Below are 26,518 nucleotides of genomic sequence, written 5' to 3'. Positions count from 1 at the left end.
AAGCTCCCTTCCCAGCGACACGGCGATCGCCCCCGTCCAAACAACGCCCATTGACTGGCGGCTGGCCGGCCGCGCCCAAAAGTGGTCGCCGCTGCCGATGGTGGATCGGGCGGGCCTGTGGGCGCTGGGCCTAGGAACGGCGATCGCCCTGTTTGGCTTGCTGCGGGGGCTGCTGCTGGCGGCGTTTTGGCTATTTAACCACACGATTGCCCGCATCACATTTCCGGTTGACCTTCGGTATTACAGCATTTACCGCGATCCGGCGGCGCTGGTGCTGCTCGGTCTGCTGGGTCTGGCGATCGCCCTACCCTGGCTGATGACGCTGCTGCTGCGTCGAACCTACCAGATGCAGCCGCTGGCAGTGGACACCCTAGAACAAGCCAGCCCCGAAGCCGCCCGCGTGCTAAAGCGAGTCTTTGGCCAACAGCAGCACCCCCTGCCCAAGCTGGAACTATTGCCCACAGACGCGCCGCTGCTGCTGACCTACGGATCGCTGCCTCGCCTGTCGCATTTGGTTCTCAGTCGTGGGCTGTTGGCGCAGCTTCGGGATGACGAGATTGCGGCGCTGGTGGCCGGGGAAATCGGGCATTTGCAACACTGGACCGCAGGCGTGATGTCGCTGGTAACACTGGTGGGGCTGCTGCCCTATCTGCTGTATCGGGCGCTGGGGCAGTGGGGCGATTCCCAGCGCAATGCCGGGCTACGCGCTCTGGCGATGGCCGGTTCCCTGCTGGGCTACGGACTTTTCTGGCTATGTCGAGCCGTGGGGCTGTGGTTTTCGCGGCGGCGACTGTTCTACAGCGATCGCGCCTCCTCTAACCTGACGGGCAACCCCAACGCCCTCAGCCGCGCCCTGCTGAAATGTAGCCTGGGCCTGTCGCAGGCCGTGTCCCAGCAGCGCCAGACTAGCCCGCTGCTAGAAAGCCTGGAACTGCTCATGCCCGTTGGGATCAAAACGTCCCTCATGCTGGGCAGCCTCTACGCCCAGCATCCCAGCCCCGACCTGCTCCAGTGGGATTGCCAAAATCCCCACCGCCACTGGCTCTCGGTCAGCAATGCCCATCCCCCCTTGGGCGATCGCCTCCAGCACCTCAGCCGCTATGCCCAGCACTGGCGATTGTTCCCAGAACTCGACCTGCCGCCCGCTGCCCCGCCTCGTCTGTCCTGGAAGGAACGTCGTCCTTTGCTGCTGCAAGCCTCGCCATACCTGGGGCTGGGCATTGGGCTGGCGATCGCGCTCTTCCTCTGGCTGATCGGCGGAGTTGCCACTCAGTTCAACTGGCGCGGGCTGACCTGGATGTGGGGCGATCGCACGCTGCTGCTGGGCTGCGGGCTGCTGGGCTTTAGCTTCGGCACGTTCGTCCGCATCAATTCCTTCTTCCGCGACATTCCCCGCACGGCTCCCACCGACCTGTCTCTGATAGAACTGATGCAGCCCCCTGCTCCAATTCCCTTACCCGGCCAACCGCTGCGCCTGCGGGGAACGCTGCTGGGTCAGCGCGGCATCTGCGCCCTGCCCAGCCAGGACTTGCTGCTCCAGTGCGAAATGGGGCTAATCCGGCTGCACCACACACATCGCCTTGGCCCGCTGGGCAGCCTCCTCGCACCCGGTCGCCACCCCAGCGGCTTGATCGGCCGCCCCGTCACGGTTACAGGCTGGTTTCGCCGGGGCGCAACACCCTGGATCGACGTAGAAACAATTCAAACGACGCAGGGCGCAGTTTGCCGCAGCGAACACCCCCTCTGGTCTACGCTCGTGGCGATCGCCGCTGCGCTCTGGGGCTTCTATGTCATCCTGACGGGCTTTTAGGATTTTGGGTTTTAGATTTTGGGTTTTGGGTTATAGCTTTTCTGAGCCACTGTTTAACCTGTTGTGAAACTGTGAAACTGTTGTAAATGCTATATCGCAGAACGAGTGCCCTTATTCTGCACTGCCGGATTCTGCCTTGACCAGCGGGGCAGGGGCGATCGCCACTGGAGGCACGCAGGAACCGGGCACACCGCTGGCGGCCAGCAGTTCGGCCACCGTGGCGCAGCGCATGGGCAGCCCGTAGGTGCTGGGGTTGACGAAGTGCTGATGGGTAAAGTGTCGATAGCTCAGACAGAAGCGATCCCAGGCGGCCATCTGGATGCGGAAAAGGATAATGAGGAGATCGATCAGCCGACGAGTCAGCGGAATACGGAAATAGATGCGCCTGCCCAGGTAGGCGCTCATGTCGGCGATCGCCCGGTTCACCGTGATTGGCTCGCTGCCCAGCACCAGTTCGCGCCGATTCGCAAAGCAATCCGTCCCAGAATCGCCCAGTTCTGGCGGGTGTTCTACAAGATAGGCGACGACTTGGGCAATATCCTGCGCGTGGATAAAGTGAAAACTGCCGTCGAGCTTGAGGAAGCGCAGCAGCCCGATCCATTTTGTGACCTCGGTAATGCCGCCGGAGAGGTGCGAGTAGGGCTTGGTGTCATCGCCACCAAAGACCAGTGTGGGGAAGACGGTGGTAATTTGGGGGGCGATCGCCAGCTTAGATAGCCGCTGATGGCAGGCGTATTTGGCGCGGATGTAATCAGTGCCGATTTCGCCCGCCTGCTTGAGCGGCTCCAAAATGCTGGCAGTGGAAAAATAGATGACCTGTTCACACACATCCGGATCGAGCAGGTTCATCAACCGGATGGTTTTAATCACGTTTACGTCAAATACGTCCTGCGCCCCGCCCCACACGGCAGCAGTGAGGATTGCTACGTTAATGGTTTTCAGCAGCTTATTCTGCTGCTCGATCTGGCGCATGTCTCCCACGATCAGGTGGATTCCCGGCCGCGTGTCCACACTCAGCCGAAACTTCTGCGGGTTTCGCACCAGCAGAAACAGTTCGTGCTGCGTCTGATGAATCAGCGCGTCAGCAATGTAGTGCCCAACGCAGCCGCTCGCGCCCGTAAGGAGGATTCGCTTCGGAGTCATGTGTGGGGGTGGCGGAGTGAAGAAACGAAGTAAAAACCTGGGCACAATGTACCCAGGCGTTCACTCTACAAAGGCCGCTAGGCGATCGCCAGCAGTTTGTCAGCCTGCTTGGCGGTTTCAAAGAAGAAGGCGGCGTTTTCTTCGGGCGTGCCCGGAAGGATGCCGTGGCCCAGATTGAGAATATGCCCCTGATTTCCGGCTTTGCGGATGGTGTCGAGAATGCGATCGCGGATGAAGGCTTGCGACCCAAACAGCGCACAGGGGTCGATATTGCCCTGCACTCCTACGGCTGGCCCCAGGCGGCGACGCGCTTCGGCCATATCTACCGTCCAATCTACGCTGACGATATCCACGCCCGATTGTGCCATGCGCTCTAGCAATCCGGCGCTGCCGTTGATATAGAGAATCATCGGCGTGTCGGGATATTTGACCTTCACCTGGCGCACGACCTGCTGCTGGTAGGGCAGGGCAAACTGGTCATAGTCCTGCGGGCTAAGGTGACCCGCCCAAGAGTCAAACATCTGCACCACCTGTGCGCCGTTTTCGATTTGATAGCAGACGTAGGTGGCGATCGCATCTGCCAGCTTGCTCAAGAACTGATGCAAAATCGCAGGCTCCGTAAACGCCATGCTCTTGATAATGGTGTAATCCTTCGAGCCTTTGCCCTCGATGGAATAGGCCGCCAGCGTCCACGGAGCGCCGACGAAGCCCAGCACTGCCGCCTCGTTGCCCACCTCCTGCCGCAGCGTCCGCAGAATCTTGCCGACGAAGCTTAGATGCTGTTCGGGGTCGAGTTCATGAACCGCATCGACCTGCGCCTGGGTGCGAATGGGCGGATCGATGATGGGGCCGCGGCTTTCGATGATGTCGAAGGGGATACCAATCCCTGGTAGCGGCGTGAGAATATCGGAAAACAGAATCACCCCATCGGGACGAAAAGCCCGCCAAGGCTGGAGCGAAATTTCTACCGCCAGATCAACCGTTTCCGAACGCTCACGGAAGGAGGGGTATTTGTCGCGCAAATCCCGATAGATCTTCATGTAGCGCCCGGCCTGGCGCATCATCCACACGGGCGGGCGGTCTAACACCTCTCCACGCGCAGCCCGAAGCAAGTATGGCACCTGGGTTGATCCTGTCATTGAAACGTCTCTCTTTTAAAGGGGTTAGGGATTGGGGTTTGGGGACTAGCGCTGTCGCTCCGCATGGCTGGCGCGAGGGTAAGAAAACCAAGCAAATGGCGAGGTTAGCCATTAAAAAAGAGCCTGGAATATAGGAGCCTGGATGAACGTGCTCTGGTTGACTCGATTCACTCGACAAGATTCACTCGACAAGTGAACTGGCCAGAGCGTCTTTTCGTCAAGCACAAACTCCGGCAGGTCAGTCACACACAACTGAGCGGTAACGTCTGATTATACGCGATCGCGCACCCCAAAAATCCCTTTTCCACGCTGCACAAAGCAAAGCAAATCTCTCCTTAGGAAAGGCGTTTCAGAGAAAATTTGAACGCATAATTTGATGCAAATCTGCTCCGAAATTCGCAAAAATTAACGATGAACCCTTAGGACTATAGTGTCCAAAACGCAGGGCAAATGTCCAGTTTTGCACTGGAGGGCGATCGCCCTTTGCATTGCTCCTCAAATTTCCCTTTGACCAGTTAGACGAATAGTAAAAAGACGCAAAAAGACGGGCGATCGCCCAAGCCGAGTCATCAAAACAGAATTCGAGATGACACAGAAGATCCAAAGCTAAACGCCCTTTGGATCACGCCAGCCGGATGCAAACAGGACGAAAGCCGGATGCAGCCGTGAATCCTGCTAGAAGCAAGCAAGCAAAACACCTCTGAGTGCAAAATTCGCATCCAGAGGCGTTTTGAAGGCAAACCTGAGAACTGTAAATCCGAGAAATACCGTGAGAAATACCGTGAGAAATGCAGTGGCGAACCCGAACCGTGAGGACCGAAGTCGTGCAGCAAAACCTAGGCAGTGTCTTAAAACTTTCTAGGCCATTGACTGCCTCGAGTCGATCCCCCCCTAATCCCCCTTAAAAAGGGGGGTTAGGGGGGATCGCCTTTAAGGGGGGCTAGAGGGGATCAACGGGTTTTAGCACGCCCTAGCCGAAACGACCGCTCACGTAGTCCTGCGTGGCAACCTGCTGGGGGTTGTTGAAGATTTGCTGAGTCGGTGCATATTCCACCAAGTAGCCCATCTTGCCGCCCTTTTCAGTGGCCTGCGCGTTAAAGAAGGCCGTCATATCCGACACGCGAGAAGCCTGCTGCATATTGTGCGTCACGATGATAATCGTGTAGTCCTGCTTCAGTTCTTGCATCAGTTCCTCAACCCGCAGCGTCGAGATCGGGTCTAGCGCCGAACAGGGTTCGTCCATCAGCAGCACTTCTGGCTCGATGGCGATCGCCCGCGCAATGCAAAGCCGCTGCTGCTGTCCACCCGACAGCGACAGACCGCTTTCCTTCAGCTTGTCCTTCACCTCGTCCCACAGCGCCGCCGACCGCAGAGAGCGCTCCACCAGCGTATCCATGTCCCCCTTGTAGCCATTGATCCGGGCCCCAAAGGCAATATTTTCGTAAATCGACTTCGGGAAGGGGTTGGGCTTCTGGAACACCATCCCAATCCGACGACGCAGTTCAATCGGGTCAACGCTGGGGTCATAGATATCCACACCGTGATAGGTGATCTTGCCCTCGATGTGGGCCCCCGGAATCAGGTCGTTCAAGCGATTAAAGCAGCGCAAAACCGTGCTTTTGCCGCAACCCGACGGGCCAATAAACGCCGTAATCTTGCGGTCGGGAATGTCCATGTACACGTCCTTCACAGCCATCACAGGGCCGTAGAAATAGGACGTTTTTTCGACCCTAAAGGCAGTGCCCGTATCGACAGAAGAACTCACTTGCATGAATAACCTACCTCAAATAACAAATGCAGCAGTTAGAGAACGACCGTTGGGGCAATGGCAACTAGGCGATCGCCCCCATCCCAAGAACCTAAAACTTGCGCTGAAACCTATTTCGCAAATAAATCGCAACGGAGTTCATCAGCAGCAACAGCGCCATCAGCACGATAATCCCGGCTGCTGAGTTGATATGAAACGGCTTCTGAGGGCGAGACACCCAGTTGTAAATCTGAATCGGCAGCGCCGTGAACGGATCTTTCCAGGACTCTGGCAAGAACGAAATAAACGTCAGCGCCCCAATCGTAATTAGCGCAGCCGTTTCGCCAATCGCACGAGACAGCGCCAAAATCGTCCCTGTCAAAATCCCCGGAAAAGCCTGAGGCAAAATCTGGTCCCGCACCACCTGCCAGCGCGTTGCCCCCAGCGCAAAGCCCGCCAACCGGAGACTATCGGGCACCGTCCTCAGCGCCTCGCGAGTGGACACAATGATCACCGGCAACACCAGCAGCGCCAGCGTCAGTCCGCCCGCCAACAAGCTGCGTCCGCCCGTAATCGGCTCCATCAAGCGCACAAACGCCGCCAATCCCAACAGCCCGTAAATAATCGAAGGCACACCCGCAAGGTTGGAGATATTAATCTCGATGAAGTTTGCAAGCCAGCCATCCGAGACAAACTCTTCCAAAAAGATGCCTGCGCCGATGCCAATTGGAAAAGAAAAGAGCGCAACAATAAACAGCAGGTAAATCGACCCCACCAGCGCCGATAGCAGACCCGCTTCCTCGGCACGACGCGAGGGAAAGCTGGTAAGAAACTGCCAATTCAAGCGGGGCAGACCATCCGTCAGCACGTCAATTAGCAGAATCACCAGCACCAGCAGCGAAATTGCAATAGCCGCTAAAGCTGCAATCCTAAAAATCCTGTCCCAGCGATAGCGCTGTGCCATTGCGGGCTGAAACTGGCTCTCTCTCGCTGGCGAAAAGTCGCCCGAAATCTGAGGATTTTGAACTGTCATTCGTACTTCTCCCGGAAACGACGGACGACCCAGAAACTAAGAATGTTGAGCGCTAGGGTCATCAGGAACAAGGTCATCCCAACCGCAAAGATAGATCTGTAAGCCAGCGACCCCGCAGGCGTGTCTCCCAAGCTGACCTGCACGATAAACGCCGTCATCGTCATCACAGGTACCAGCGGGTTAAAGCCCAACGTCGGGTTTTGTCCGGCTGCCAGCGACACAATCATCGTTTCACCAATGGCGCGGGACACTGCCAAAATGAACGACGCCACAATGCCCGACAGCGCTGCGGGAACCACAACCGACGTAATCGTCTCGCGCTTGGTCGCGCCAATGGCATAGGCCCCTTGACGCAGGCTATTCGGCACCGAATAAATCGCGTCTTCGCTTAGTGAGGCAACCAGGGGAATAATCGAAACGCCCAGAATCAGACCTGCGCTGAGTGCGTTAAAGCCCTGTAGGCCGGGGATAAATCGTTGTAAAAACGGGGTCACCGTGAGCAGCGCAAAATAACCAAACACCACGCTGGGCACACCTGCCAGAATCTCCAGCGCAGGCTTCAGCCACTTCCGAATCTTAGGATTGGCATACTCACTTAAATAAATCGCCGCCAGCAGCCCCAAGGGCAACGCTACCAAAATTGCAATCCCCGTCGTCAGCAGCGTGGCGCTAACCAGCACCCAAATGCCGTACTGAGCGTTGGAAAATAGAGGAGTCCACTGGCGATCCGTCAAAAACCGCCAGAGCGGAACCTCCTGGAAAAACTCAAAAGTTTCAAAAATAAGGGTTAGAACAATACCAAAAGTCGTCACCACGGAAATCAGCGCAAAAGCGCCGAAGATAAATTTCACAATACCTTCGGTTCTTTTGCTGCGCTGGCGATTTGGCTGCCAAAGCCCGGATGATTGTTCGCTGGGTAAGCCGCTATTCATGCCAGATAGCCTGTAAAGAGAACAAAGGACACCAATCCAAAAAACAGATACGCCGACAACTGCTGATAAATAGCCAGGGATACCCCACGCAACTGCTTGATGCGAAATGAGAAGCTAGACACCTCAAGAGGCATCCTGGGTTAACCGCCTTATCGCAAAACTCAATCACATGCAGCACTACTCAGCGAGTTACGCAGGGAGCTACAAAACTTCTGTCTTCCAGAGTGGCACATACCTCACCACGTCAGGAAATGCTGCATATCGAGATATTCTAATAAGCCCTCTTATTTTTCTAAGGTTCCCTAAGCTACGTCGCAGGGTAAGAAATCAGCTAATGGCTGGGGTAGCCACTCAGAACACTAAGCGCTACCCCAATCCAACAATCAGGCGAATAGAGTCCGGGTGACCTATTCCTTCTTCAGCAGGTCAACCAACTTCAGACCCACTGCGGAACCGCCCTCAAACACGCTGCCAGTCTTGCGCTGTTCGATCCGTGCCTCAGCCAGATCTTCGATCTCACGAGGTAGAGGCACGTAACCGACTTCAGAGATGAGCGATGCGTTGGAAGCATCAATCTGATAAAGCGCAAAAGCACGTACCGCCGGGTTGTCCAGCGAGGTCGTCTTAACGTAGAAGAACTCGGGGCGCGACAGCGGAACGTAGCTGCCGTCGGCAATTGTTTCTGGGCTAGGAGCAACGCAGCCATTGCCTCCATCAATCTCGACTAGCTTCAGACGATCCTTATTCTCTTCGTAGTAGGCAAAGCCAAAGAAGCCTAGACCACCTGCGTCAGAAGCCACACCTTGCACAATCACGTTGTCGTCTTCGCTGGCGGTGAAGTCGCCCCGGCTTTCACCTTCTTTGCCAACGACGGCAGCGGTGAAATAGTCATAGGTGCCGGAGTCGGTTCCAGGCCCATAGAGTCCTAGAGGGGTGTTGGGGAAATCGGGGCGAATCTGGTTCCAGTTGCGGATGGTGCCCTGAGCGGCGGGTTCCCACATTTTCTTCAGCTCGTCTACAGTCAAGCAGGTAGCGAACTCATTGCCAGGATTGACCACCACTGAGAGACCGTCATAGGCGATGGGCACTTCGACGTATTCGATGCCATTTTGCTTGCAGAGCTCAATCTCTTCTGCCTTGATGGGGCGGGAAGCATTGGAGATGTCAGTTTCACCCGCACAGAACTTCTTGAAGCCGCCGCCCGTGCCAGACACGCCGACCGTGACGCGAACGCCGGGGTTTGCTTTCATGAATTCTTCTGCCATCGCTTCGGAGATGGGGAAGACGGTGCTGGAACCATCAACCAGCACGCTGCCCGTCAAATCAGAAGTGCCGCCACCTGCTGCGGGGCTTTGTGCAGTAGTGGTGCCGCTGCCCGTTGTGGTGGTGCCGCCACAGGCAACTGCGAGTGCCAAAGAAGCGGCCGTCAGAGCGGCCAGAGTGGCAGAACGCTTGGAACGAAGATTGAATGCCATATCCAGAGATTCCTGTAGGGTTTGTTTCTGTCAAACGTTGGCATTCTACAGTTTCATCGTAAAGAAGAGGTTAAGTTTGTCCGAAAAAGTGTATCCCAGATGACTGAAATTCCCTGTTAAGCAGACGGATGCGGCCTGATGGTGGCGATCGCCCCTCGATGAATCCCTTACAGCATAGACGTTTCAAGTCCCCAGCAACGGCTACCTAAATTGCATTGCGAAAACTTCCTAAAGTCTTCTTGCGCTAGGTCATGAAATCGCCATTAGGCTTCCAATCTCTCCTGATTACTAATTTTCTTTTTACCGAAAGCGGCGGCGACGACCAAAGAAACGCCACACTTTATAAGCTGCAAAGCACAGAAGACCCAGGATGACAATTCCGGTGAGCAGTGGAATCAGGATTGCCATCACTGAAATGACAGACGACGTGAATAGCTCCATCGTGGAGAGGGCTGGGTTGGCAATACCGCCCGTGGTGGCCGTAGACGTGAGGCGGGCCACGTCGGTCATGCCCTTGGTGAGTCCGGCGGCTCCGGCTCCGGCGATGATGGCCAGCGTCCACTGGAGAAAGGGGCTGATATCGACCAGGGTAGAGGCCGTCAGCACGGCTCCAGCGACAAGGGCGGCAGGCGTGGTGATCAGATCCAGAATTTCGTCCACCCAAGGGATGTAGTAGCCCGCAATCTCTACCCCAGTGGCCACGGCAAAGGCCGTGATGGCGACTGGAGAGCCGATCCACTCAAAGCCCTGAGCGGGTGTCATATGCCCGGTAGCAGTGGCAATACTCATGACCAAGAATGGGACAAATAGCCGAAACCCGGTGGCCGCGCTAAGGCTAACGCCTGCCAGCAAGCTAATCAAAGTTTCCAAAGAGTCCTCCAGCCCTGAACCAGGGAGCTTTTAAAGAGCGTTGAGTAAAGTTAATTTTTCTAAAAAGCGAATTGTTTCAGCCCTATCTTGGAAACGCAATGTGCAACTTTCAATCTCCCCTTATCCCCCAACCCCTTCGCCCAAGTCAGGAGAAGGGGAGCAAGAGAGGCTTGAAGTCCCTCTCCCGCTCTGGGAGAGGGATTAAGGGTGAGGGGAATCGACAAAGTTGCACAGCGCGTCTTAAAACCAGTCAAAAACCAGTCAAAAACCAGTCTGGATCACTGGATTTTTCTAACTTGATTTTTCCAAAGTATTTTAGATGATTTCCAGCTAGGCGCGACAGATCCGGCCGCATCCAGACTGTTCTGCGGCGAGGGCAAACACTTATTACTCCTAATTACTCAGGAGTCATCTCTATTTGGGATGCGCTGAGCTTATCGAGAAAAGAGGCGGAAGTAGAGCGATCGCCCCAATTCTTTGATCGGAAACGCGATATAGGTCAGCGGGTTAATCGTCACAATAATGTCGCGGAAATCGCGCTTGGCCAGCGCCACGATCGCCCCAGCCACCCAGTTTGCATCCATGACACCGATGGGATTGAGGTTGCTCTTGAACGGGCCAAGGATGAGTTTGCGAATGACGCAGGGTGCATCTAGTCGCCGCAGCGTGATCAGGTCGCCCAGGGTCCGCTTCGACAGTTCATACAGCGGGCTGAGGGCAGGGCTGACCTCTGCTTCGGAGGTGTTGATCCAGAGTTCCTTCAGGGCCCGGTGTTCTGACTTTTGCACGGTTCTGAGGAAGAGTTCCGCCAGATTCCACGCCGAAAACGTGTTGATCTGAAAGGATTTTTGGATGGCTTCGGGCGTGCGATCGCCATGCACATTGATTCCGTGGTTAATGATCAGAATATCTACCGTTTGCAGCCGATCTTTTAGCTCAAGCTCGCGGCCCGCACACCAGGGCAGCACCTCGACGCGATCGCCAAAGTCTGCACCCTCGCAAGTGGTAATGGCGACGGGCTTTGCGCCCTGCTTTTGCAACTGGGCAATCAGCGCCCGCCCCAGCGTGCCCGATGCACCCGTCACTGCGACCGTTTTGCCCCTTAGCGAAAGTGCCGTGCCCAGTAGTTTGTCCACGATAGTAAAGTACCCGCAATAGTAAGCGTTGCCCTGGTCAAAATGATGCCGCCAGTGGTACGTGCGGTTCACCGTCCACTGCGAGGGGATGGTGTCCAGATCGCCCGGTTTGTGGGTGAGGTCAGTAGCCAACAGCCAGCCGCGCGATCGCGCGTATGCCGTGATTAAAAAGCCCAGCGAGTAGAGACAGCCCGCCACCAGCGCCAGATTTTGAGTCAGCGCCAGCAGTATCACCCCTGCCCCCAGCATGGCGATCGCCTCTGGCACATCATTATAAAGTTGCGCCTGTTTATAGGCTTCCAGGCTGACGATGCTGAGGTCGCGGCGATAGGCCTTGTGGTGCAGGTTGTGGCTGCGCTGGAGCGGTTGCCAATAGTGCCCCGCAATGTGGTAACCATCGCGCACCAGTTCGGCCAGCACAACGGAGGCTGCTGCCCACAAAGTAAAGCTGAGAAGACCGCCGGGGGTAATCATTTAGAAATAGTCAGATAGAAATAATCAGAACCAAAAGATTAAAAAACAGTGCATCAGAGGTCTAACGCAGGGGCAATGCCCGATCTCTGATTGCTGCGGTATTGTGGAAATCATAGTCAGTGTAACGTAATGTGACATCGTTTCAGAAGTGCGATCGCGCTTCAAGAGAGTGCCTGCTGTGGACACACATCTCGTCGGTTTTTTGCGTAAGGCTCTGAAAGATCCCCCTAAATCCCCCTTATCAAGGGGGACTTCCGATCCAGTTCTCTCTGCTTCAGGTTTCCGGTTCCCCCCTTACTTAAAGGGGGCGAGGGGGGATCAAAGCATCGCCCTCAAGCATAGAAAGGTTGTGTGTACGCAGCAGCCAAAGAGCGCAGGGAAGATCGCTGGCAAGCGTACAGAGTTCAGATAGAGTTCAAGATTCAGGACGGGCGATATGTTTTTGGTAACTGGAGCAACGGGCGGACTGGGCAAGCGAATCGTGCGGCAACTGCGCGAGCAAGAGCAACCCGTCCGGGCATTTGTGCGGCTAACGTCTCGCTACGGTGAACTGGAAAAGCGCGGCGCAGAAATCTTCATCGGAGACCTGACCCAAGAACGCGACCTGCAAAAAGCGCTCCAGGGTGTGCAGTACGTCATCAGCGCCCACGGCTCGACCGAAGCCAGTGGCGGGGCCCAAGCGCTCGACTATCGGGCCAACATCGACCTGATCGACCAGGCAAAGGCGGCCGGCGTGCAGCATTTCACCTTCATTTCCGTTATGGGGGCCGACCGCAACTACGAAGACGCGCCCGTGTTCAAAGCGAAGGCAGCAGTAGAGAAATATCTGCAAGCCAGTGGGCTGAACTACACAATTCTGCGTCCGTCTGGTTTTGCGTCTAATCTGTTACCCCTAGCGGAACAGTTTCGCAAGAGCGGCGTGTATCTGCTGATTGGCGACCCCAAAACGCGCACCTCTATTATTAGCACTGATGATCTGGCCAAACTGGCGATCGCCTCGGCCAGCACACCCGCCGCCCACGGACAAATCTTCAATGCAGGCGGCCCGGAAATCCTGGAGCGCGGCGAAATTCCCAATATCTTTGCCCGCATCTTCAAAAAGGAGCCGATTCTGGTCAACCCGCCGCTGCTGGCAATCGACGGGCTGCGGGCGGCAATCGGTCTGGTAAATCCAGAACTCAAAGCCTCGCTGGGCACCTTCCGCACGCTGCTAGCCAATGAGTTTTACACCACACCTGCCGAGGTGGAGCAGCTTGAGTCTGTCTATGGCATTCAGCTAGAAACGGTGGAAACTTTTATACGGCGATATCTCAGCGCTTAGGGTTTAGCGCTTGGAATTGAGCAGCGTAGATACTGTTTCGGTAGTCAAGGTGCAGGACAAAGTTTGGTCGGTTCAAAGGACTGCCTGGAATGCAAAACACCCTAGATGACCCGGATTCATTTGTGCATAACGGCACCGACAACTTGCATTTTAGTTTCGCCTGCTGCGAGCAAGCGATCATGAAAGGCTCTAATTTGCGGGCAATGGCGAATCAAGTTGAGTGCAGGAAAGTAGAGCGCTTTACGCAGACGGACACTCCCGACTTTACACAGGCGAGTTTTGCCCTGCACGGAGGTGCCCGATAGATGTTCTTGGAGAGTCAAACCCGCAAAGGCAGCCAGTTGTCGAGCCGAAGAGAACAGCGTCATGCGACCGATGTCAGCTAAGACGACAGCGGCATGAAAGCTGGCTTTGCTGATGTCGATACCTAAACAAATCGTGGATGTCATGAGCTAATTTGTAGAGGAGCCTGAAAGCCTTGTTAATCAAGGCTTTCCGAGAAACCGCTTTTCCTGGGCAAACATGACCTCAAAGCCACACATGCCAAGGGGTTCAGGCTTCTTAAGATTTGCTTGACAAATTAGCTCTTAGATGCCTTATTCAACCTATTTGTCGGCAATCCTCAATTACCCCTGACTCAACCTGAGTAGTTACGCTGAAAGTTTGGTCAGATTTATCAAGGTGCGTCTGCAAACCGAGAATTTACGGAGAAACCTTGAAAGAGAATTACCTGAGTCTATTCTCTGGGCAGAGGGAGATTGTTTAATCTCCAGGCACCTCGAAAAATTCAGATCCTCTTGAGAATGGCTACGAGAAAAACAGGGTTTCAGGCTCCTAAAATTCTCAATAAGACAATTAATCGAGGTGCCCCTCCAGTTATTGAGAGCATTCTTAATTGGCTGAGGTGACAAGTCCGTGAAATTGCGGATATACTCAGAGAAGGGCGATCGCCCCAAAAAGTCCGATCCTAGACCTTTATCAGGCTATTTCGTTTGATAATCCATGTTCTTTAAAATCCCTTCTTTATTTGCGCCAGTTTACAGCCTTTTTCTAGCGCATACTGGTCAAAGTATTGTGGAGAAGTCAATCCATACAGAAGGGGGTGGGGGGCATTTGCCGATTCAGATTTGAAGCGTAGTATTGTTTAGATTGATAGTAACGCTTTTCAAAAATTAAATTCATAAGTGTATAGCTGCGGTGAGCGATGATGCAGAATTTAAACGTTTCCACTCACGAAGCTCCCTCGATGGGGGAACCCGCGCTCCAGCTTGTTTCATCGGTTCGCTCGTTCCAGCGCAAAGATTTGCTCCCGCTTGAGCCGGATAGCGTTTGGTCGATCGAGCAAGGAATTGTGCGAACGCTAACCTGGGATGAGGAAGGGCGCACGATTGGGCTGGGCTTTTGGGGACAGGGCGATGTGTTGGGTTTGCCGCTGTCGCCGATTTCGCCCTACCAGGCCGAATGTGTTACCCCGGTCAAAGTCGTGAAACTGTCGCTTGAAGGTCGGCATCTCCAGGAGGGGCTGATCCGCCGCGCCCGCAAGAGCGAAGAGTTGCTGACGATTGTCCATCAGCCCTCCGTGGCGATGCGACTGTTGCAGCTTTTGGAATGGCTGGCGACCCATTTTGGGCAGCCTGTGCCAGGTGGGCGATCGCTCGATGTGCTGCTGACCCATCAAGAACTCGCAGAAACCATCAGCACCACCCGCGTCACCGTGACTCGCCTGCTGAGCCAGCTAGAGCAAGAGGGCAAAATCGAGCGATCGCAGCGCAACCTGACGCTATTAGCGCCCAACTCCTGAGGAACTGAATCCCAGGGCTATTGCAGAGAAAACGGAGATTGCACCGTCAGGCTCAGATCTGTGCGGGGTTCCACCACCAGCACTTCGACCCGGCGATTCCGGCGAATCAGCAGTTCAGCCGCTGCACCAATGCCTGCGCCTGCCAGCACCTCTACAACCTGCACGCTGCCAAACACTTCCGCCAGCACCGCCGCCGCCGCTGCACCAATGGCTGCACCCCGCAATACATCAGGGCGATTGCGGCGAGTAATGGTTTCTCGCTTTGTAATTCTATTGGAAGTCGCGTCTAGCGGAATTTCGCGGGTGCTTCCGGCCGGAATGACTGAGCGAGCAAAGAACTGGGTTCCCCCGTCCACTGGGCGCAGTTCGCCCTTAATTTCGCTGCCCGCCCGCAGCATCACCGTGCCGCTGGGGGTTCGCACGTCGCTGGTCAGCGTCAGGGTCAGGGGCGCAGTTTCGGTCGGTAGCACCACCACTCTCTCTGCACCGCTGTAGGCCACAGGCAGCACCGTGCCCGCAGGTAGCCCCACCCGCGCTGGATTAGAAAAGACCTGAGCAAGCTGAATCGGCTGAGCCACCGCACGCTGCGAAGTCCACACAGGCAGCAGCGAAGTTGCGATCATGCCAACTGCCAGCAGCAGTGCAGCTTGTGAGCGGTATTGATATTGCTTAAGCATCCCGCGATTCCTCGAAACGAGTCCGTCAGATGCAGTTGACTCGTCTCGGCACAGGGAGGTTCCCCCAATGGAGAGAAAAAGTCTCAAGGCATAGCAAAGCAGGGGGATGACAGGGTGGTTTGGAGTCTAGGGCGATCGCCACGTCCCGCTATATCGTTATCGTTCCGCTATATCAATCTCCCAGCGAGATGACCAGCGAGATTAATCGGGATATCAATCGTGGTATTAATCATCCAAATAGCGCAAAGACTCAGCCTCTTCCAAAATCTTTTGAAAATAATCGGTTTGGACGATCTCTGCGACTTCCTGGGCCCGTCTGGACTGGTCGATTTGAATTTCGAGCTGCTCTAGCTGGCGTTTCAGATCCTCTTCCTTGCGCTTGCGCTCAGTCACGTCTTGCACGATCCCTTCATAATAGAGCAGGGTGCCACCGCTGTCATAAACTGCACGAGCATCCATCGCCGTCCAGATAATGCTGCCGTCTTTGCAATAGCTACGAAACTCAAAGCCTTTCAAAAAGCCCTGGGTTGCCAGCACCGCCTTCACTTGAAGACGGAGGGACGGCTCAACATACATCTGTTCGCCAATATCGGTGATGCTAGCGATCATATCAGCAGGCGAATCGTAGCCGTAAATTCTCGCCATCGCCGGGTTGATGGTGATCAGCCGTCCCTCTGGCGTAGACTGAAAAATGCCTTCTAGCGCGTTTTCAAAGATGCTGCGGTAATTTTCCTCGGCAATTCGCAGGGCTTCTTCCTGGCGTTTGCGCTCGGTGATGTTGCGAATAATAACCAGCACTTCGTCTGGGCCCGTTACCACTACCCGCACTTCTTCAAACTCAAGCTGCCCATTGATTTCGATCTGCTGTTCATAAAACTGGTACTTGCCCGTTTGGAGGGCTAGTCGGATGTAGCGCATCCGCAGTTCTGCCAGCTCGGGCGGCATGAGTTCATACACAGTGCTTTTGCCCGGAACCATTTGGTCTTTGTTCAGCACTGGGTAGCGATCGCCATTGGCCAGTTCCAGATGGGTGCCGTCTCCGCGCATTCGGATCAGCAAATCGGGAATCGCCTCAATCAGCGCTCGGTTTTTTGCTTCGCTTTGGCGGAGGGCGGCATCGGAGCGTTTGCGCTCGGTGATGTTGCGAATAATGACCAGCACCTCGTCTGGCCCAGTTGCCACTAGGCGCACCTCTTCGGACTGGATCTGCCCATTAACTTCAATGTCCTGCTCATAAAATTGAATCTGTCCCGTCTGGAGTGCCTGCTGAATGTAGTGCATCCGCTGCTCGGCTAGCTCGTAGGGCATGAGATCGTACACGCTGGCATTTCCCTGAACCAGCTTGTCTAACTCCAGAACTGAGTAGCCGTCGCTGTTAGCAATGTCTAGATGAGTGCCATCGCCTCGAAAATGCATCAGCAGATCGGGGATTGCTTGGAGGATTGCCTGCTTGTCGGCTTCGCTGCGGCGGAGAGAGTCTTCCGCGAGATGTCGCTCAGTGATGTCTTGGGCAATGTAGACCATGCTGCCATCGGTCATCTGCGATAGGGCAAGGGCCTGGGGGTAGGTTGTGCCGTCTTGCCGCTGGGCGATCGCCTCTCCCGTCCAACTGCCTGCCTGGAGGCACTGCGGCCAAATCTCTTGCTCAAACCGCTGTTGTTCCTCTGGCGCATAGAGGCGCTGCCAGGACTGGCCGATCAAGTCTTCGCGATTGTCGTATTGCCAGAGATTGGCGCAGGCGGGGTTGGCATAGATGATGCATCCGTCATCATTGACAATCGCCATGCCGTAGACCGCGACTTCCAGGGCAGCAAGCTGCTGTTCAGGCGTTAGCCCGACCCGGCTGGGCGCAGGATCATCTTGCTGGCGATCGCCATTTTCAAGAGCCATAGGTGCCGCAAAGAATCAGTGCAACCCGGCACTTCAGGGCTAGCTCAAGAGCTTTGCCGCGGCAAGCTGAATCACGGCTTCAAACACGCTCAGATCCGTGTAATAGCTCCCCGTGTCAATCTGCTTGCCCTGAAAGTCGCCACTGCTAGTGTAGATCGCCCCCTCCAACATCAGGTTGTCATGCATTCCAAACTGTTCCACAAACAGGTTGTTTTCGTCGCGTTCGGGTGTGGGCTGAAACACGCGATCGCCATACAGCCGACCGTCATTGCTATAGCCAAACACAGGCTTGCCCTGCGCCGCCATATAGCCCATTTCAAACGCCGTGCCCACGTCCATGCTGGGGCCCCGAAACGGGGTCATATTGGCCACGATCAGGTCACAGCGATCCATCAGTTGAATGTTGCTTTTGTAGATTGCCAGCCCCGCTTCAACGGGGGTCAACCCCGATAGATCCAGCGCATTGTCAAACGGAAACTGACCGACAAAGCCATATTTTGCACAAATTTCTTTTTTGGCCCGCGCCGCTTCCAGGGGTTCTGGTAAAAAGACATCGGGCCCGGCGAGGTAGATGTTCATGAAAGAGGATTGGAGGGTTGGAGTGCTTTGGAGCAGGTCATGCGGGGACGTGGGAGGATAGAGATTCAGCCCTTCCCATCCCCCTTTCCCCTGTTACGCCAAGACTCCAGATCAGGTCAACAGGCCGGCGATCGCCGCGCTGACAAAGTTCGTAAACGAGCCTGCAATCATGGCGCGAACGCCCAGGCGGGCCACGTCATCGCGACGACGGGGCACCATGCCGCCAATCACGCCGATTTGCTGACCGATAGACCCCAAGTTGGCAAAGCCGCAAAGGGCAAAGGTGGCGATTGTCGCTGCGCGGGCCCCGATGGCGCTGTTGCTAATAGCTTCTGCCAGATCGGTGTAAGCAATGAATTCATTCAGGATGATTTTCTTGCCCAAAAATACGGCGACGTTGGCACAGTCGGCAATCGGTACGCCCATGATGAACGCCAGCGGAAACAGCAGATAAGACAGCAAAAATTCCATCGAAAGCTGGGGCACACCAATCAGCCCGCCGAGCCAGCCCAAAAAGGCGTTTATAGCAGCAATCAGCGCTAGAAACGCAATCAAAATCGCCATAATGGCTAATACCAACTGGATGCCCTGAATCGCACCATCGGCGATCGCCCCAATCGGATCTTTTGCTGTAGAAGCAGCTTCGGGCGGAATTAGCACCTCTTCTTCGCCTGCTTCTTTACGAGCGATTTCGTCTTCCTTTAGCTCCTCATCTAAAACGGAATCATAGGAAAATTTTCCAGTCTGTGGAAAAAACACCTTTGACATCGCCAAAGCACCCGGCGCATTCATCACCGAAGCAGCAATCAATTGCTCTGGGTTAATACCAAACGAAATATAAGCAGCCAGCACACCGCCTGCCACCGTCGCAAAGCCGCCCGTCATAATAGCGTGCAGTTCCGACAGCGTGACGCGCCCCACAAAGGGCTTAATCATCAGCGGCGCTTCGGTCTGCCCGATGAAAATATTGGCAGCGCAAGACGTTGTTTCAGGGCCAGAAGTTCGCATGGTGCGACGCATCAATCCGGCGATCGCCCCCACAATTTTCTGCATCACGCCCAGGTAATACAAAAGCCCAATCACTCCAGAAAAAAAGATCACCGTGGGCATCACCTTAAAGGCAAAGAAATGCTCCCGAAAATCGGCCCCAAAAACGAACTCCGCACCCGCATCCGCAAAGTTTAGAAATCCCGTAACCAGGTCGCCAATAAACTTGAAAATTTGATAGCCAATTGGCAGCTTCAGCACAAACAAACCCATCAAAAACTGAAGCAAAAAGCCGATAGTCACCGTCCGCCAGTTAATAGCCCGACGATTGACAGAAAACAGATACGCTAAACCAAAAAATATAAGAATCCCAATCAGTGAAATCGCACGTTCCATGGACACTCCCTATCAAGCTTTTCTGAGAGAACCGACAGCGGCACCTCTCGCAAATACACAAAAAACGAGCTTTACTAAACGACAAATCAGGTGTCAAGTACCCGCCGCACAGAATCTCTACGGCATACGCACGACGCTTTGTGCTGCATACAACCTGGCCCTATCTGCATGAGGAGTACGCCCAAAAGTATCAGGTTGACTTGCCCTGGAGTGTATAAACCAAAGCTTTTCTATAGAAAGTCGCGTCTGGAAGGAAAGTCGTTCACATAGCGGCGTGAATCTGCGGCGTGAATCTGCGGCATGAATCTGCGGCATGAATCTATAGAGGCACCACCACATCGAAATCACAGTGGAGATAGACGTGCAGAATGTCATCGTTATCTGAACTACCCATGTGTGTGTATTGAGCGCTACGACGGACATTGGTAGAACCCTGAATAATCCTGCAATATCCCAAATATTCTAGGGAATTAAAAATCCGTCTGTCCTGGGCGATCGCAGCTCCGGATTTGGGCATTGCTGTTGGAGTTATGCTCGGCGACGGCAAGCCGCAAGGCATTCGGATTTTGCAATTTGGGTGTTTCTTTAGGCGTTTCTGCGTCTGGTTGTTCCGTTTGGTTGTGAGGAGAGCATGAGGTCAACGTTTGAAAAGTTTGAAAAGTTTGAAAAGTTTGAAGAGTTTGAGCTGAATCATTTTTCCACAGGGGTTAGACAAACTGAAGGACATCGGTCGCAGATCCAGCCGTCGCCCGCTCAGTCCTTCTGGCAAAGGCTGATGCTGGGTGTGGCGCTGATGACTGGGGGCATGGCGTGGGCCGGGTTGGGGACGTTGGCGCTAGCCTTGCAGAGCGATATCGCCAACGCCTACGAACTTCCAGCTTCCGAACTTCTAGTCTCCGAACCTCCAGTTTCCGAACTTCTAGTCTCCGAACCTCCAGCTTCCGAAATTCCAGCAAGCGAACTCGCTGGAAGCAATCTGTCCGAATACAGCCTGGATACTCCGGCAAGTGCTGTCAGCCTGACCACACTCGACCAGCTTTCGGAATATGGCGGCGAAAACCGAGGCGACGGCAATATGGCCCAGGTCACGTCTGTCACCGAGTTTTCTGACGTTAGCCCCGGCGACTGGGCCTACGAAGCCCTCGCCTATCTCGCAAATTCCGAGAGCCAGGGTGGTTTGGACTGTCTGGAGGGCTACCCCAACGGCACCTACCTGGGCGGACGAGCCATGACCCGCTACGAATTCGCCGCAGGTCTAGCGTCCTGTCTGGATGCAGTCGTGGGACGGCTGGAAAGCCTTGACCCCGAAGCTCTGGCCCGCATCGAAGCGCTCCAGCGAGAGTTTGCGTCTGAACTCGCCGCCCTGCGCGGCCGGGTCGATGCCCTCGAGGCCGCCGTCGAAGAACTGCAAGCGAACCAGTTCTCCACCACCACCACCCTCTTTGGTGAAACCATCTTTTCCATTGCCGACATTTTTGGCAGCAACGTAGACGATGCCAATAGCACCGTCTTCCAGGCCCGCGTCCGCCTCAACTTCAATACCAGCTTTACGGGTCAAGACCTGCTGAATACCCGTCTTCAGTTCTCCAACCTGGAGTTTTTTAACCTTGGAGACAACGAACTGCCCGACAGTTTCACGGCTGGCAATGTTGTGCCAATGGCGACGTTTCCCAACCCCTACTTGCGGCAAACTTCGCCCTACTATTTCTTTGGCACTAACAACTTTGACGTAACCCGCCTGTTCTATGCTTTTCCGGTGGGGAACCTGCGTGTCACGCTGGCGGCTACGGGCACGGGCATTACCGATATCGTCTCCAGCATTAGCCCCATCGATGCAGGCGGCTACGGCTCCATCAGTTTTCTAGCCTATAACCCGATCTACGATGCGGGTGCGCCCAGTTCTGGTATTGGTTTAACCTACGACTTTAGCGACACCTTCCAGATTGGTATAGGTTATCTGACGGGCTTTGGCCAGGGCAATCCGTCTCCTGGCTTTGGGCTGTTCAACGGGGGCTATTCTCTGTTTGGGCAGCTCACCTTCCGGCCGGGGCCCCTGTCGATTGGTCTGATCTATCTCAACGGGTATAACAACTTGGAGTCGAGCGGTTTGCCCGCTGCCGTGACCAACCAGTACGGCATTACCATCAACTACGCGCTGTCGGATACCTTCAACATCGGAGCTTGGTTTAACTACGAAGACGGCATCCTGATTGGAACGGCGGATTATCGCTCGGTGGCCTATGCGGGCTATCTGGCGATTAACGACTTGGGCGGGCCCAATAACCAGCTTGTTTTGGCAGCAGGGGTGCCGCCTCGCATTTCTGACTACGAAATCGGCAGCACTCGAATCGGCGCGTTGATTGACGATGCTGCGTTTTCGGCAGAGCTTTCGTACCGCATTAGCTTTAGCGACAATATCTCGCTGACTCCAGGCATCATCTGGACGGCTGACCCCGGCAACAACAACGACAATAGCGACACCTTCCTGGGTGTGCTTCGGACGACGTTCTATTTCTAGTCCATTCGCAAGTTGACCGCTCTGATTCTCACCCTGCAAATCGTCTTGCTTAGAGTGGAGGTGATAGTTTCATTCCTGCTGCATTCGTGCAGACCTAGGCAACTCGTTCAACAACTCGTTCAACAATTCGTTCAGAGCGTTTGCAGCATCGGCTGTTAACAAAAATCTGTGCATATCACAAAGGGCCTTTTTGAGGATCTTGTTCAGCAAGATTCACGAAAAGGTTCTTTTTTTAGGTCTATCTTTGACTATTTTTGAATACTTTTGAACAGTGAATAACAGATGAGTTGGCAGGTAAGTTAGCAGGTGAGTTTTTGGGCGATCGCTCTTTTCCAAGTATTCGTTTGGTGTGCCCCCCCTCGACCAATCGCCCTAGATCGACAAAGCCTGCTTCGGAAAAATCGCAGCAAAGCCATGTGCTTTCTAAAACTTCAACTTTTATTAAAGGAGCGATTAAAGGTTCCCATAAAGTCTTTGCCTTGCAATGAATACTGAACTAGATTGAATTAAACAATGTAAATAATATTACCTTGTTTTAAGTTTTTACACTTAGAAAAAGTCAAGACCTTCACGCTGCATCCAACGCACAGGTGACTGACTCAATCTGCTCTAGTCGGTGTTTTCGCTTTATCTGCGATCGCGGGTGCGTCTCTTCTCTGTTGATCAATTTCGTTGCACTGCGCGTATGAATCCTCCTGAAATCGAATCGTCACGTTTACTTTTAGTCGAAGATGATCCCAATGATGTTGAACTGATCCGCCTTGCTCTGGAGACTGGCGGGCTGGCAGCCCCAATGGATGTAGTCAACGATGGAGAAGCAGCCTTGAACTATTTACTCGGCGAGGCTCTAGACAATTCATTGGATGACGCTTCCCAATCCGCGGCGGCGCGTCCGCTGCCCCGCTTTGTGCTGCTGGATTTGAAACTCCCCCGCATCAACGGAATTCAGCTTTTGCAAAGGCTGCGATCGCACCCCCGCACTCGTCGTCTAGTCATCGTGGTCATGTCCTCCTCCCAAGAAGACCCAGATCTCAACGCCTGCTATGACCTGGGTGTCAATAGTTACATCGTGAAGCCCCAGGACTTCCAGCAATTTTCAGACGCGGTTCAGCAAATCAGTCACTACTGGATGCAGTTGAATTATCCGCCGCTACCCACTCCTCTGCCCTCTTAACTTCTCAGTAGTAGGGGGGCACCCCCCCACCATCTCGCCCCATCCCGCTAATAGTTGTCTAGGGAGATGCATTAAATCTAGAATCCCGATATACTGAGTTATCCGATTTACCAGCGCAGCCAGATGAAACCATCGAAGCAGCGAGTTCTGCTTGAACTGATTTCTGTTTTTGCAATGGGTTCAAGCAATGAGCGAGTTGCTGTGGAATTTCAGCCGTGCTGCTCATACCGCTATTTCGGATCGCAATCGAAATGGAGTCGGTCTTTTTTGCAGGAGTTCCCGTTTCAACGGTGGCACTTCTTATTGCTGGAAAGTGGGCTATCAGGGTGTCAGTTTCAGATTGAGATGAGAACATCGCAGAGCATTAGGGCACAACTTTCGGAGCGGGATGGTTCCTGTTAAAGAGTCTACCCTTGGCGTGTTCTGCTGCTTCGGCTTTAGCAGATACAACGCTTTAGCAAACGAGTGCCGACCAGGTTAGGCTAGTTATCAACTGCTTGATGCGGTATTAGGTGTGTCCGAAACGGGCGATTCGTAGCAAACGCAATGCGCCTTGTTGAGGTAGCCTACGGTTCAAGCCGTTGAGATTAAAGGCTTGGCAGCGATTCAGGGACTGTCTGTTAGGGCTTCTTACTGGATGACATATCTAGTAGTCTGAACAGACAGATTTGGAATTCAAATCAGTTTTGAAGTCACTTCAATGCTTTTTTAATCAGGGCATTTTTCTCCTGGAAATGTGTCTCCCGAAGTGATTGTCTAAGGTTAAGCCTGAGATTTTTTATTTCAAAAGCCTGCTCAATTTGCGTAAAAGGACGCGATTGAGTGACTCAATTCCATGCAATTCCAAAGCTTTTCAACCTCTTGATTCAACCTCTTAAATTAAGTCGGAACTGCTTGTGTTCAGCAAGGGCGATCGCCCAGATTTCATCTATTTTTTCATCTATTTAGATTTAGCTGAACCGGATTTATCAGCAGCATCCTTGGCTTTGTTCCGTTTATAAGCTAGGCGGGCACGCCATTTTGGAAGTTGAACCCTATCGAAGAGAGCATCTACAGTGCCGTCATCCCCCGAACTGCCGCTCAAACTGCTGCTGGTCGAAGATTCTGCAATAGATGCTGAACTGGTTGCGCTGACTCTAGAAGAGAACGGCGTGCCGTTTACCTGCGACATTGTGGACTCATTATCGACCTATCAACAGTGCGTCAAAGAGCATGACTATGATGCTGTATTAGCCGACTATCGCCTGCCTGGATTTACGGCCTACGAGGCCCTGGCGGCGTTGCAGTCTGCCGGGCGGGATGTGCCGCTGATCTTGGTGACCGGGAGCCTGGGCGAAGAGGCTGCGGTGGACTGCATTAAGGCGGGCATGACGGACTATGTGATGAAGGATCGGCTCTTTCGGCTGCCGATGGTGCTGAGGCGATCGCTCCAGGAATATGCCCTGCGCCGTCAAAAGCTGGCGGCTGACCAGCGCCTCCGACAGCAGACGCGCCAGGTCGCCATCATGAACCAGGTGTTACGCAAGATGCGCGAAACGCTGGTATTGGACGATTTGATGCAGTCTACGATGGATTTACTGCATCGGGTGCTGGATGTGGACATCTGTGCGCTGTTAATGCAAGAGGATGTAGCTCAGCAGTCGAAGTTGCAAACCGTAATTGCCCGCTGCGTCAGCCAACCTACACTAGAGCGCGATCGCCTGCTGGGTCGAAAATTTGAGTGCGGGTTTCAGCGCTATTATGGCGACCGCCTATTACAGGGTCAGTCGATCGTCTTATCCACCATTCCGATCGATTCCCCGGTCGATATTCTGTCTATTTCGCAATCCTGGAATATTCAGTCCGCGCTGATTGTGCCGATGCTGTATCAGCAGACCTATTTGGGTTCTATCGCGCTGCATCAGTGCCAGCGTCAGCGGGATTGGAGTTGCGAAGAGGTGGATTTGGTAGAGGCGATCGCCGGCCAGTTTGCCCTGGCAATTCATCAGGCCCAGTTATTTGAACAGGTGCAGCAGCAGGCCCAGCGAGAGCAGTTTCTCAACCAGCTTGGGCAAACCCTCAATTCCAGCCTAGATCTGGATTTTATCTTGCAAGAACTGGTGCGGCTGGCGGGGGAATACTTCGGGGTAGACCGCGTGGTGCTGCTGCGGCACGAGGCAGAGTGGATTGTGCCCCAGACGGAGTGGCGAGCCTCAGACGCGGTGATACCCAGCCTGGATTTGCCGCTGCCCATGCACGAATGGCAGGACTTTTTCCGACCCGAGGGAGACTACCTGACGCAGAAAGTCTGGCACGCGCCTGCGTTTCTCGAAGACCCGTGGGTGCAGAAAATCCCCAGCGCCCGCCTGCGGGGCCAACGCAAGCACATCCAGTCCATGCTTAGCACGCCAATTCTCGTGCGCGGGCAGCACTATGGCGAACTGTCGCTCGATTGCACCCAGACCCGCCGCACCTTCACGACCGACGAGATCCAGCTTGTGCAGCGACTAGCAGACGCAACGGCGATCGCCCTGTTCAATGCCCAGAGCTATGAACGATTGGAAAAACTGGTGCAGGAGCGCACCCAAGAGCTAGAACAAGAAAAGCGAATTTCAGAAGCCGCCAACCGCGCCAAGAGCGAATTTCTGACTCATATGAGCCACGAACTGCGAACCCCGCTCACGGGCATTTTGGGCTTTGCCGACGTGTTGAGCCGCCAACTCCACGGCCCCCTCAGCAGCCTCCAGCGGCAATATGTGGAAGGGATTCGCTCCTGTGGCGACCATCTGCTGGAGCTAATCAACGACCTGCTCGATTTATCTAAAATCGAAGCCGGACGCGAGGAACTGTTTTTTGAACCCGTTCTGGTTCAGGAAGTCTGCGATGCCTGCATGAGCATGGTGCAAGAAACCGCCCAAAAGCGGGGACTACGGCTGATTCTTGACATCGCCCAAGATGTTACCGTTTGCACAGCCGACAAGCGCCGCCTCAAGCAAATCCTGTCGAACCTGCTAGCCAACGCGGTTAAATTTACCGATGAAGGCTCGGTGACGCTGAAGGTATGGCAGCAGGCAAAAGCACTGCACTTTGCCGTAATCGACACGGGCATCGGCATTGCCCCGTCCGATCAGAGCCGTCTTTTTCAAGCCTTTCAGCAGCTCAACGGAGGCCTCAACCGCAAATACGAAGGCACTGGGTTGGGACTGGTGCTGTCGAGCAAGCTGGCCCGGCTGCACGGCGGCCAGATTACGGTGTCGTCGGAGCTAGGAAAAGGCAGTTGCTTCACAGTTATTCTTCCAGAGAAAATTCCGCCCCTTAGCCCCGCCCCTTAGCCCTGCCCCTTAGCCATGATGGGTGCATCTGAACCGTCGGAAATTTCTGCGTCGATGTCTGAGTCAATCTCTGAGTCAATCTACCATCGCCACTGTCGCTGGATG

General features: G+C 54.4%; 19 protein-coding genes. 6 read left to right on the top strand and 13 right to left on the bottom strand.

What is annotated here, in order from left to right:
- On the top strand, positions 1–1,810 hold a 1,810-nt coding region (locus IGS51_RS15880), incomplete at its 5' end, for a M48 family metallopeptidase (protein ID WP_297079691.1).
- Positions 1,811–1,921: 111 nt separating this feature from the next.
- On the opposite strand, the gene IGS51_RS15875 is transcribed toward IGS51_RS15880, so the two are convergent.
- The 8 genes from IGS51_RS15875 to IGS51_RS15840 form a co-directional block, all read right to left on the bottom strand.
- Positions 1,922–2,953 carry an NAD(P)-dependent oxidoreductase gene (locus tag IGS51_RS15875; protein WP_297079689.1) on the bottom strand — a complete coding sequence of 344 codons (1,032 nt, stop codon included), beginning with the start codon at positions 2,951–2,953 and terminating at the stop codon, positions 1,922–1,924.
- A 77-nt stretch (positions 2,954–3,030) separates the two neighbouring features.
- Positions 3,031–4,092, bottom strand: a complete 1,062-nt coding sequence (gene hemE / locus IGS51_RS15870) for a uroporphyrinogen decarboxylase (protein ID WP_297079687.1) — start codon at positions 4,090–4,092, stop codon at positions 3,031–3,033.
- 970 nt (positions 4,093–5,062) lie between these two features.
- Positions 5,063–5,863, bottom strand: a complete 801-nt coding sequence (gene pstB, locus IGS51_RS15865; protein ID WP_297079685.1) for a phosphate ABC transporter ATP-binding protein PstB — start codon at positions 5,861–5,863, stop codon at positions 5,063–5,065.
- Between the two features lie 88 nt (positions 5,864–5,951).
- A complete protein-coding gene (gene pstA, locus IGS51_RS15860; protein WP_297079684.1) occupies positions 5,952–6,872 on the bottom strand; it encodes a phosphate ABC transporter permease PstA in 921 nt (306 codons plus the stop codon).
- Positions 6,869–7,804: a phosphate ABC transporter permease subunit PstC gene (gene pstC, locus IGS51_RS15855; RefSeq protein ID WP_367279359.1), complete on the bottom strand. Its 936-nt coding sequence runs from the start codon at positions 7,802–7,804 to the stop codon at positions 6,869–6,871. Before pstC ends, pstA begins: the two co-directional genes overlap by 4 nt.
- Positions 7,805–8,211: 407 nt before the next feature.
- The gene (locus IGS51_RS15850; protein ID WP_297079679.1) at positions 8,212–9,279 is read right to left on the bottom strand and encodes a PstS family phosphate ABC transporter substrate-binding protein; all 1,068 of its coding nucleotides are present in this window, start codon (positions 9,277–9,279) and stop codon (positions 8,212–8,214) included.
- 300 nt (positions 9,280–9,579) lie between these two features.
- Positions 9,580–10,149, bottom strand: coding sequence for a DUF4126 domain-containing protein (locus IGS51_RS15845; protein WP_297079678.1), 570 nt, complete (start codon positions 10,147–10,149; stop codon positions 9,580–9,582).
- A gap of 434 nt (positions 10,150–10,583) precedes the next feature.
- On the bottom strand, positions 10,584–11,759 hold the full coding sequence (locus tag IGS51_RS15840; protein ID WP_297079676.1) for a bifunctional sterol desaturase/short chain dehydrogenase: 1,176 nt from the start codon (positions 11,757–11,759) through the stop codon (positions 10,584–10,586).
- 436 nt (positions 11,760–12,195) lie between these two features.
- Here IGS51_RS15840 and IGS51_RS15835 point away from each other — a divergent pair, with 436 nt between their 5' ends.
- Entirely contained in the window at positions 12,196–13,080 is an 885-nt protein-coding gene (locus tag IGS51_RS15835; RefSeq protein WP_297079673.1) for an SDR family oxidoreductase, read from the top strand.
- Between the two features lie 116 nt (positions 13,081–13,196).
- On the opposite strand, the gene IGS51_RS15830 is transcribed toward IGS51_RS15835, so the two are convergent.
- Positions 13,197–13,529, bottom strand: coding sequence for an IS110 family transposase (locus tag IGS51_RS15830; RefSeq protein WP_297079671.1), 333 nt, complete (start codon positions 13,527–13,529; stop codon positions 13,197–13,199).
- A gap of 755 nt (positions 13,530–14,284) precedes the next feature.
- Here IGS51_RS15830 and IGS51_RS15825 point away from each other — a divergent pair.
- Positions 14,285–14,881 carry a Crp/Fnr family transcriptional regulator gene (locus IGS51_RS15825; protein ID WP_297079669.1) on the top strand — a complete coding sequence of 199 codons (597 nt, stop codon included), beginning with the start codon at positions 14,285–14,287 and terminating at the stop codon, positions 14,879–14,881.
- Positions 14,882–14,898: 17 nt separating this feature from the next.
- Here IGS51_RS15825 and IGS51_RS15820 read toward each other — a convergent pair whose 3' ends face one another.
- The 4 genes from IGS51_RS15820 to IGS51_RS15805 all read right to left on the bottom strand — a co-directional run bounded on the left by IGS51_RS15820 (position 14,899) and on the right by IGS51_RS15805 (position 19,410).
- Positions 14,899–15,558, bottom strand: coding sequence for a hypothetical protein (locus tag IGS51_RS15820; RefSeq protein ID WP_297079667.1), 660 nt, complete (start codon positions 15,556–15,558; stop codon positions 14,899–14,901).
- 225 nt (positions 15,559–15,783) lie between these two features.
- On the bottom strand, positions 15,784–17,448 hold the full coding sequence (locus IGS51_RS15815; RefSeq protein WP_297079665.1) for a PAS domain S-box protein: 1,665 nt from the start codon (positions 17,446–17,448) through the stop codon (positions 15,784–15,786).
- 39 nt (positions 17,449–17,487) lie between these two features.
- A complete protein-coding gene (locus IGS51_RS15810; protein ID WP_297079663.1) occupies positions 17,488–18,027 on the bottom strand; it encodes a nucleoside 2-deoxyribosyltransferase in 540 nt (179 codons plus the stop codon).
- A 111-nt stretch (positions 18,028–18,138) separates the two neighbouring features.
- Entirely contained in the window at positions 18,139–19,410 is a 1,272-nt protein-coding gene (locus IGS51_RS15805) for a nucleoside transporter C-terminal domain-containing protein (protein WP_297079660.1), read from the bottom strand.
- A gap of 631 nt (positions 19,411–20,041) precedes the next feature.
- Here IGS51_RS15805 and IGS51_RS15800 point away from each other — a divergent pair.
- The 3 genes from IGS51_RS15800 (at position 20,042) to IGS51_RS15790 (ending at position 26,413) form a co-directional block, all read left to right on the top strand.
- Complete coding sequence (locus IGS51_RS15800; protein WP_297079659.1) at positions 20,042–21,928, top strand: iron uptake porin; 1,887 nt, start codon at positions 20,042–20,044, stop codon at positions 21,926–21,928.
- A 685-nt stretch (positions 21,929–22,613) separates the two neighbouring features.
- Positions 22,614–23,102, top strand: coding sequence for a response regulator (locus IGS51_RS15795; protein ID WP_277773772.1), 489 nt, complete (start codon positions 22,614–22,616; stop codon positions 23,100–23,102).
- A gap of 1,055 nt (positions 23,103–24,157) precedes the next feature.
- On the top strand, positions 24,158–26,413 hold the full coding sequence (locus tag IGS51_RS15790) for a GAF domain-containing protein (RefSeq protein WP_297079657.1): 2,256 nt from the start codon (positions 24,158–24,160) through the stop codon (positions 26,411–26,413).
- The last annotated feature ends 105 nt before the right edge of the window (positions 26,414–26,518 follow it).

It is taken from the genome of Thermoleptolyngbya sp. M55_K2018_002, from assembly GCF_015295965.1.
Classification (GTDB): Bacteria; Cyanobacteriota; Cyanobacteriia; order Elainellales; family Elainellaceae; genus Thermoleptolyngbya; species Thermoleptolyngbya sichuanensis.
The sequence above is the reverse complement of the archived record's forward strand: the minus strand, read 5'-3'. Positions and strand labels throughout refer to the sequence as shown.

What these genes read in the sequence shown, in the direction of transcription:
- IGS51_RS15825 (WP_297079669.1), top strand. Translation starts at nt 14,285, where the DNA reads ATGATGCAGAATTTAAACGTTTCCACTCACGAAGCTCCCTCGATGGGG.
- IGS51_RS15815 (WP_297079665.1), bottom strand. Translation starts at nt 17,448, where the DNA reads ATGGCTCTTGAAAATGGCGATCGCCAGCAAGATGATCCTGCGCCCAGC.
- IGS51_RS15795 (WP_277773772.1), top strand. Translation starts at nt 22,614, where the DNA reads ATGAATCCTCCTGAAATCGAATCGTCACGTTTACTTTTAGTCGAAGAT.
- pstC (WP_367279359.1), bottom strand. Translation starts at nt 7,804, where the DNA reads ATGAATAGCGGCTTACCCAGCGAACAATCATCCGGGCTTTGGCAGCCA.
- IGS51_RS15810 (WP_297079663.1), bottom strand. Translation starts at nt 18,027, where the DNA reads ATGAACATCTACCTCGCCGGGCCCGATGTCTTTTTACCAGAACCCCTG.
- pstA (WP_297079684.1), bottom strand. Translation starts at nt 6,872, where the DNA reads ATGACAGTTCAAAATCCTCAGATTTCGGGCGACTTTTCGCCAGCGAGA.
- pstB (WP_297079685.1), bottom strand. Translation starts at nt 5,863, where the DNA reads ATGCAAGTGAGTTCTTCTGTCGATACGGGCACTGCCTTTAGGGTCGAA.
- hemE (WP_297079687.1), bottom strand. Translation starts at nt 4,092, where the DNA reads ATGACAGGATCAACCCAGGTGCCATACTTGCTTCGGGCTGCGCGTGGA.
- IGS51_RS15850 (WP_297079679.1), bottom strand. Translation starts at nt 9,279, where the DNA reads ATGGCATTCAATCTTCGTTCCAAGCGTTCTGCCACTCTGGCCGCTCTG.
- IGS51_RS15805 (WP_297079660.1), bottom strand. Translation starts at nt 19,410, where the DNA reads ATGGAACGTGCGATTTCACTGATTGGGATTCTTATATTTTTTGGTTTA.
- IGS51_RS15840 (WP_297079676.1), bottom strand. Translation starts at nt 11,759, where the DNA reads ATGATTACCCCCGGCGGTCTTCTCAGCTTTACTTTGTGGGCAGCAGCC.
- IGS51_RS15820 (WP_297079667.1), bottom strand. Translation starts at nt 15,558, where the DNA reads ATGCTTAAGCAATATCAATACCGCTCACAAGCTGCACTGCTGCTGGCA.
- IGS51_RS15800 (WP_297079659.1), top strand. Translation starts at nt 20,042, where the DNA reads ATGAGGTCAACGTTTGAAAAGTTTGAAAAGTTTGAAAAGTTTGAAGAG.
- IGS51_RS15875 (WP_297079689.1), bottom strand. Translation starts at nt 2,953, where the DNA reads ATGACTCCGAAGCGAATCCTCCTTACGGGCGCGAGCGGCTGCGTTGGG.
- IGS51_RS15830 (WP_297079671.1), bottom strand. Translation starts at nt 13,529, where the DNA reads ATGACATCCACGATTTGTTTAGGTATCGACATCAGCAAAGCCAGCTTT.
- IGS51_RS15835 (WP_297079673.1), top strand. Translation starts at nt 12,196, where the DNA reads ATGTTTTTGGTAACTGGAGCAACGGGCGGACTGGGCAAGCGAATCGTG.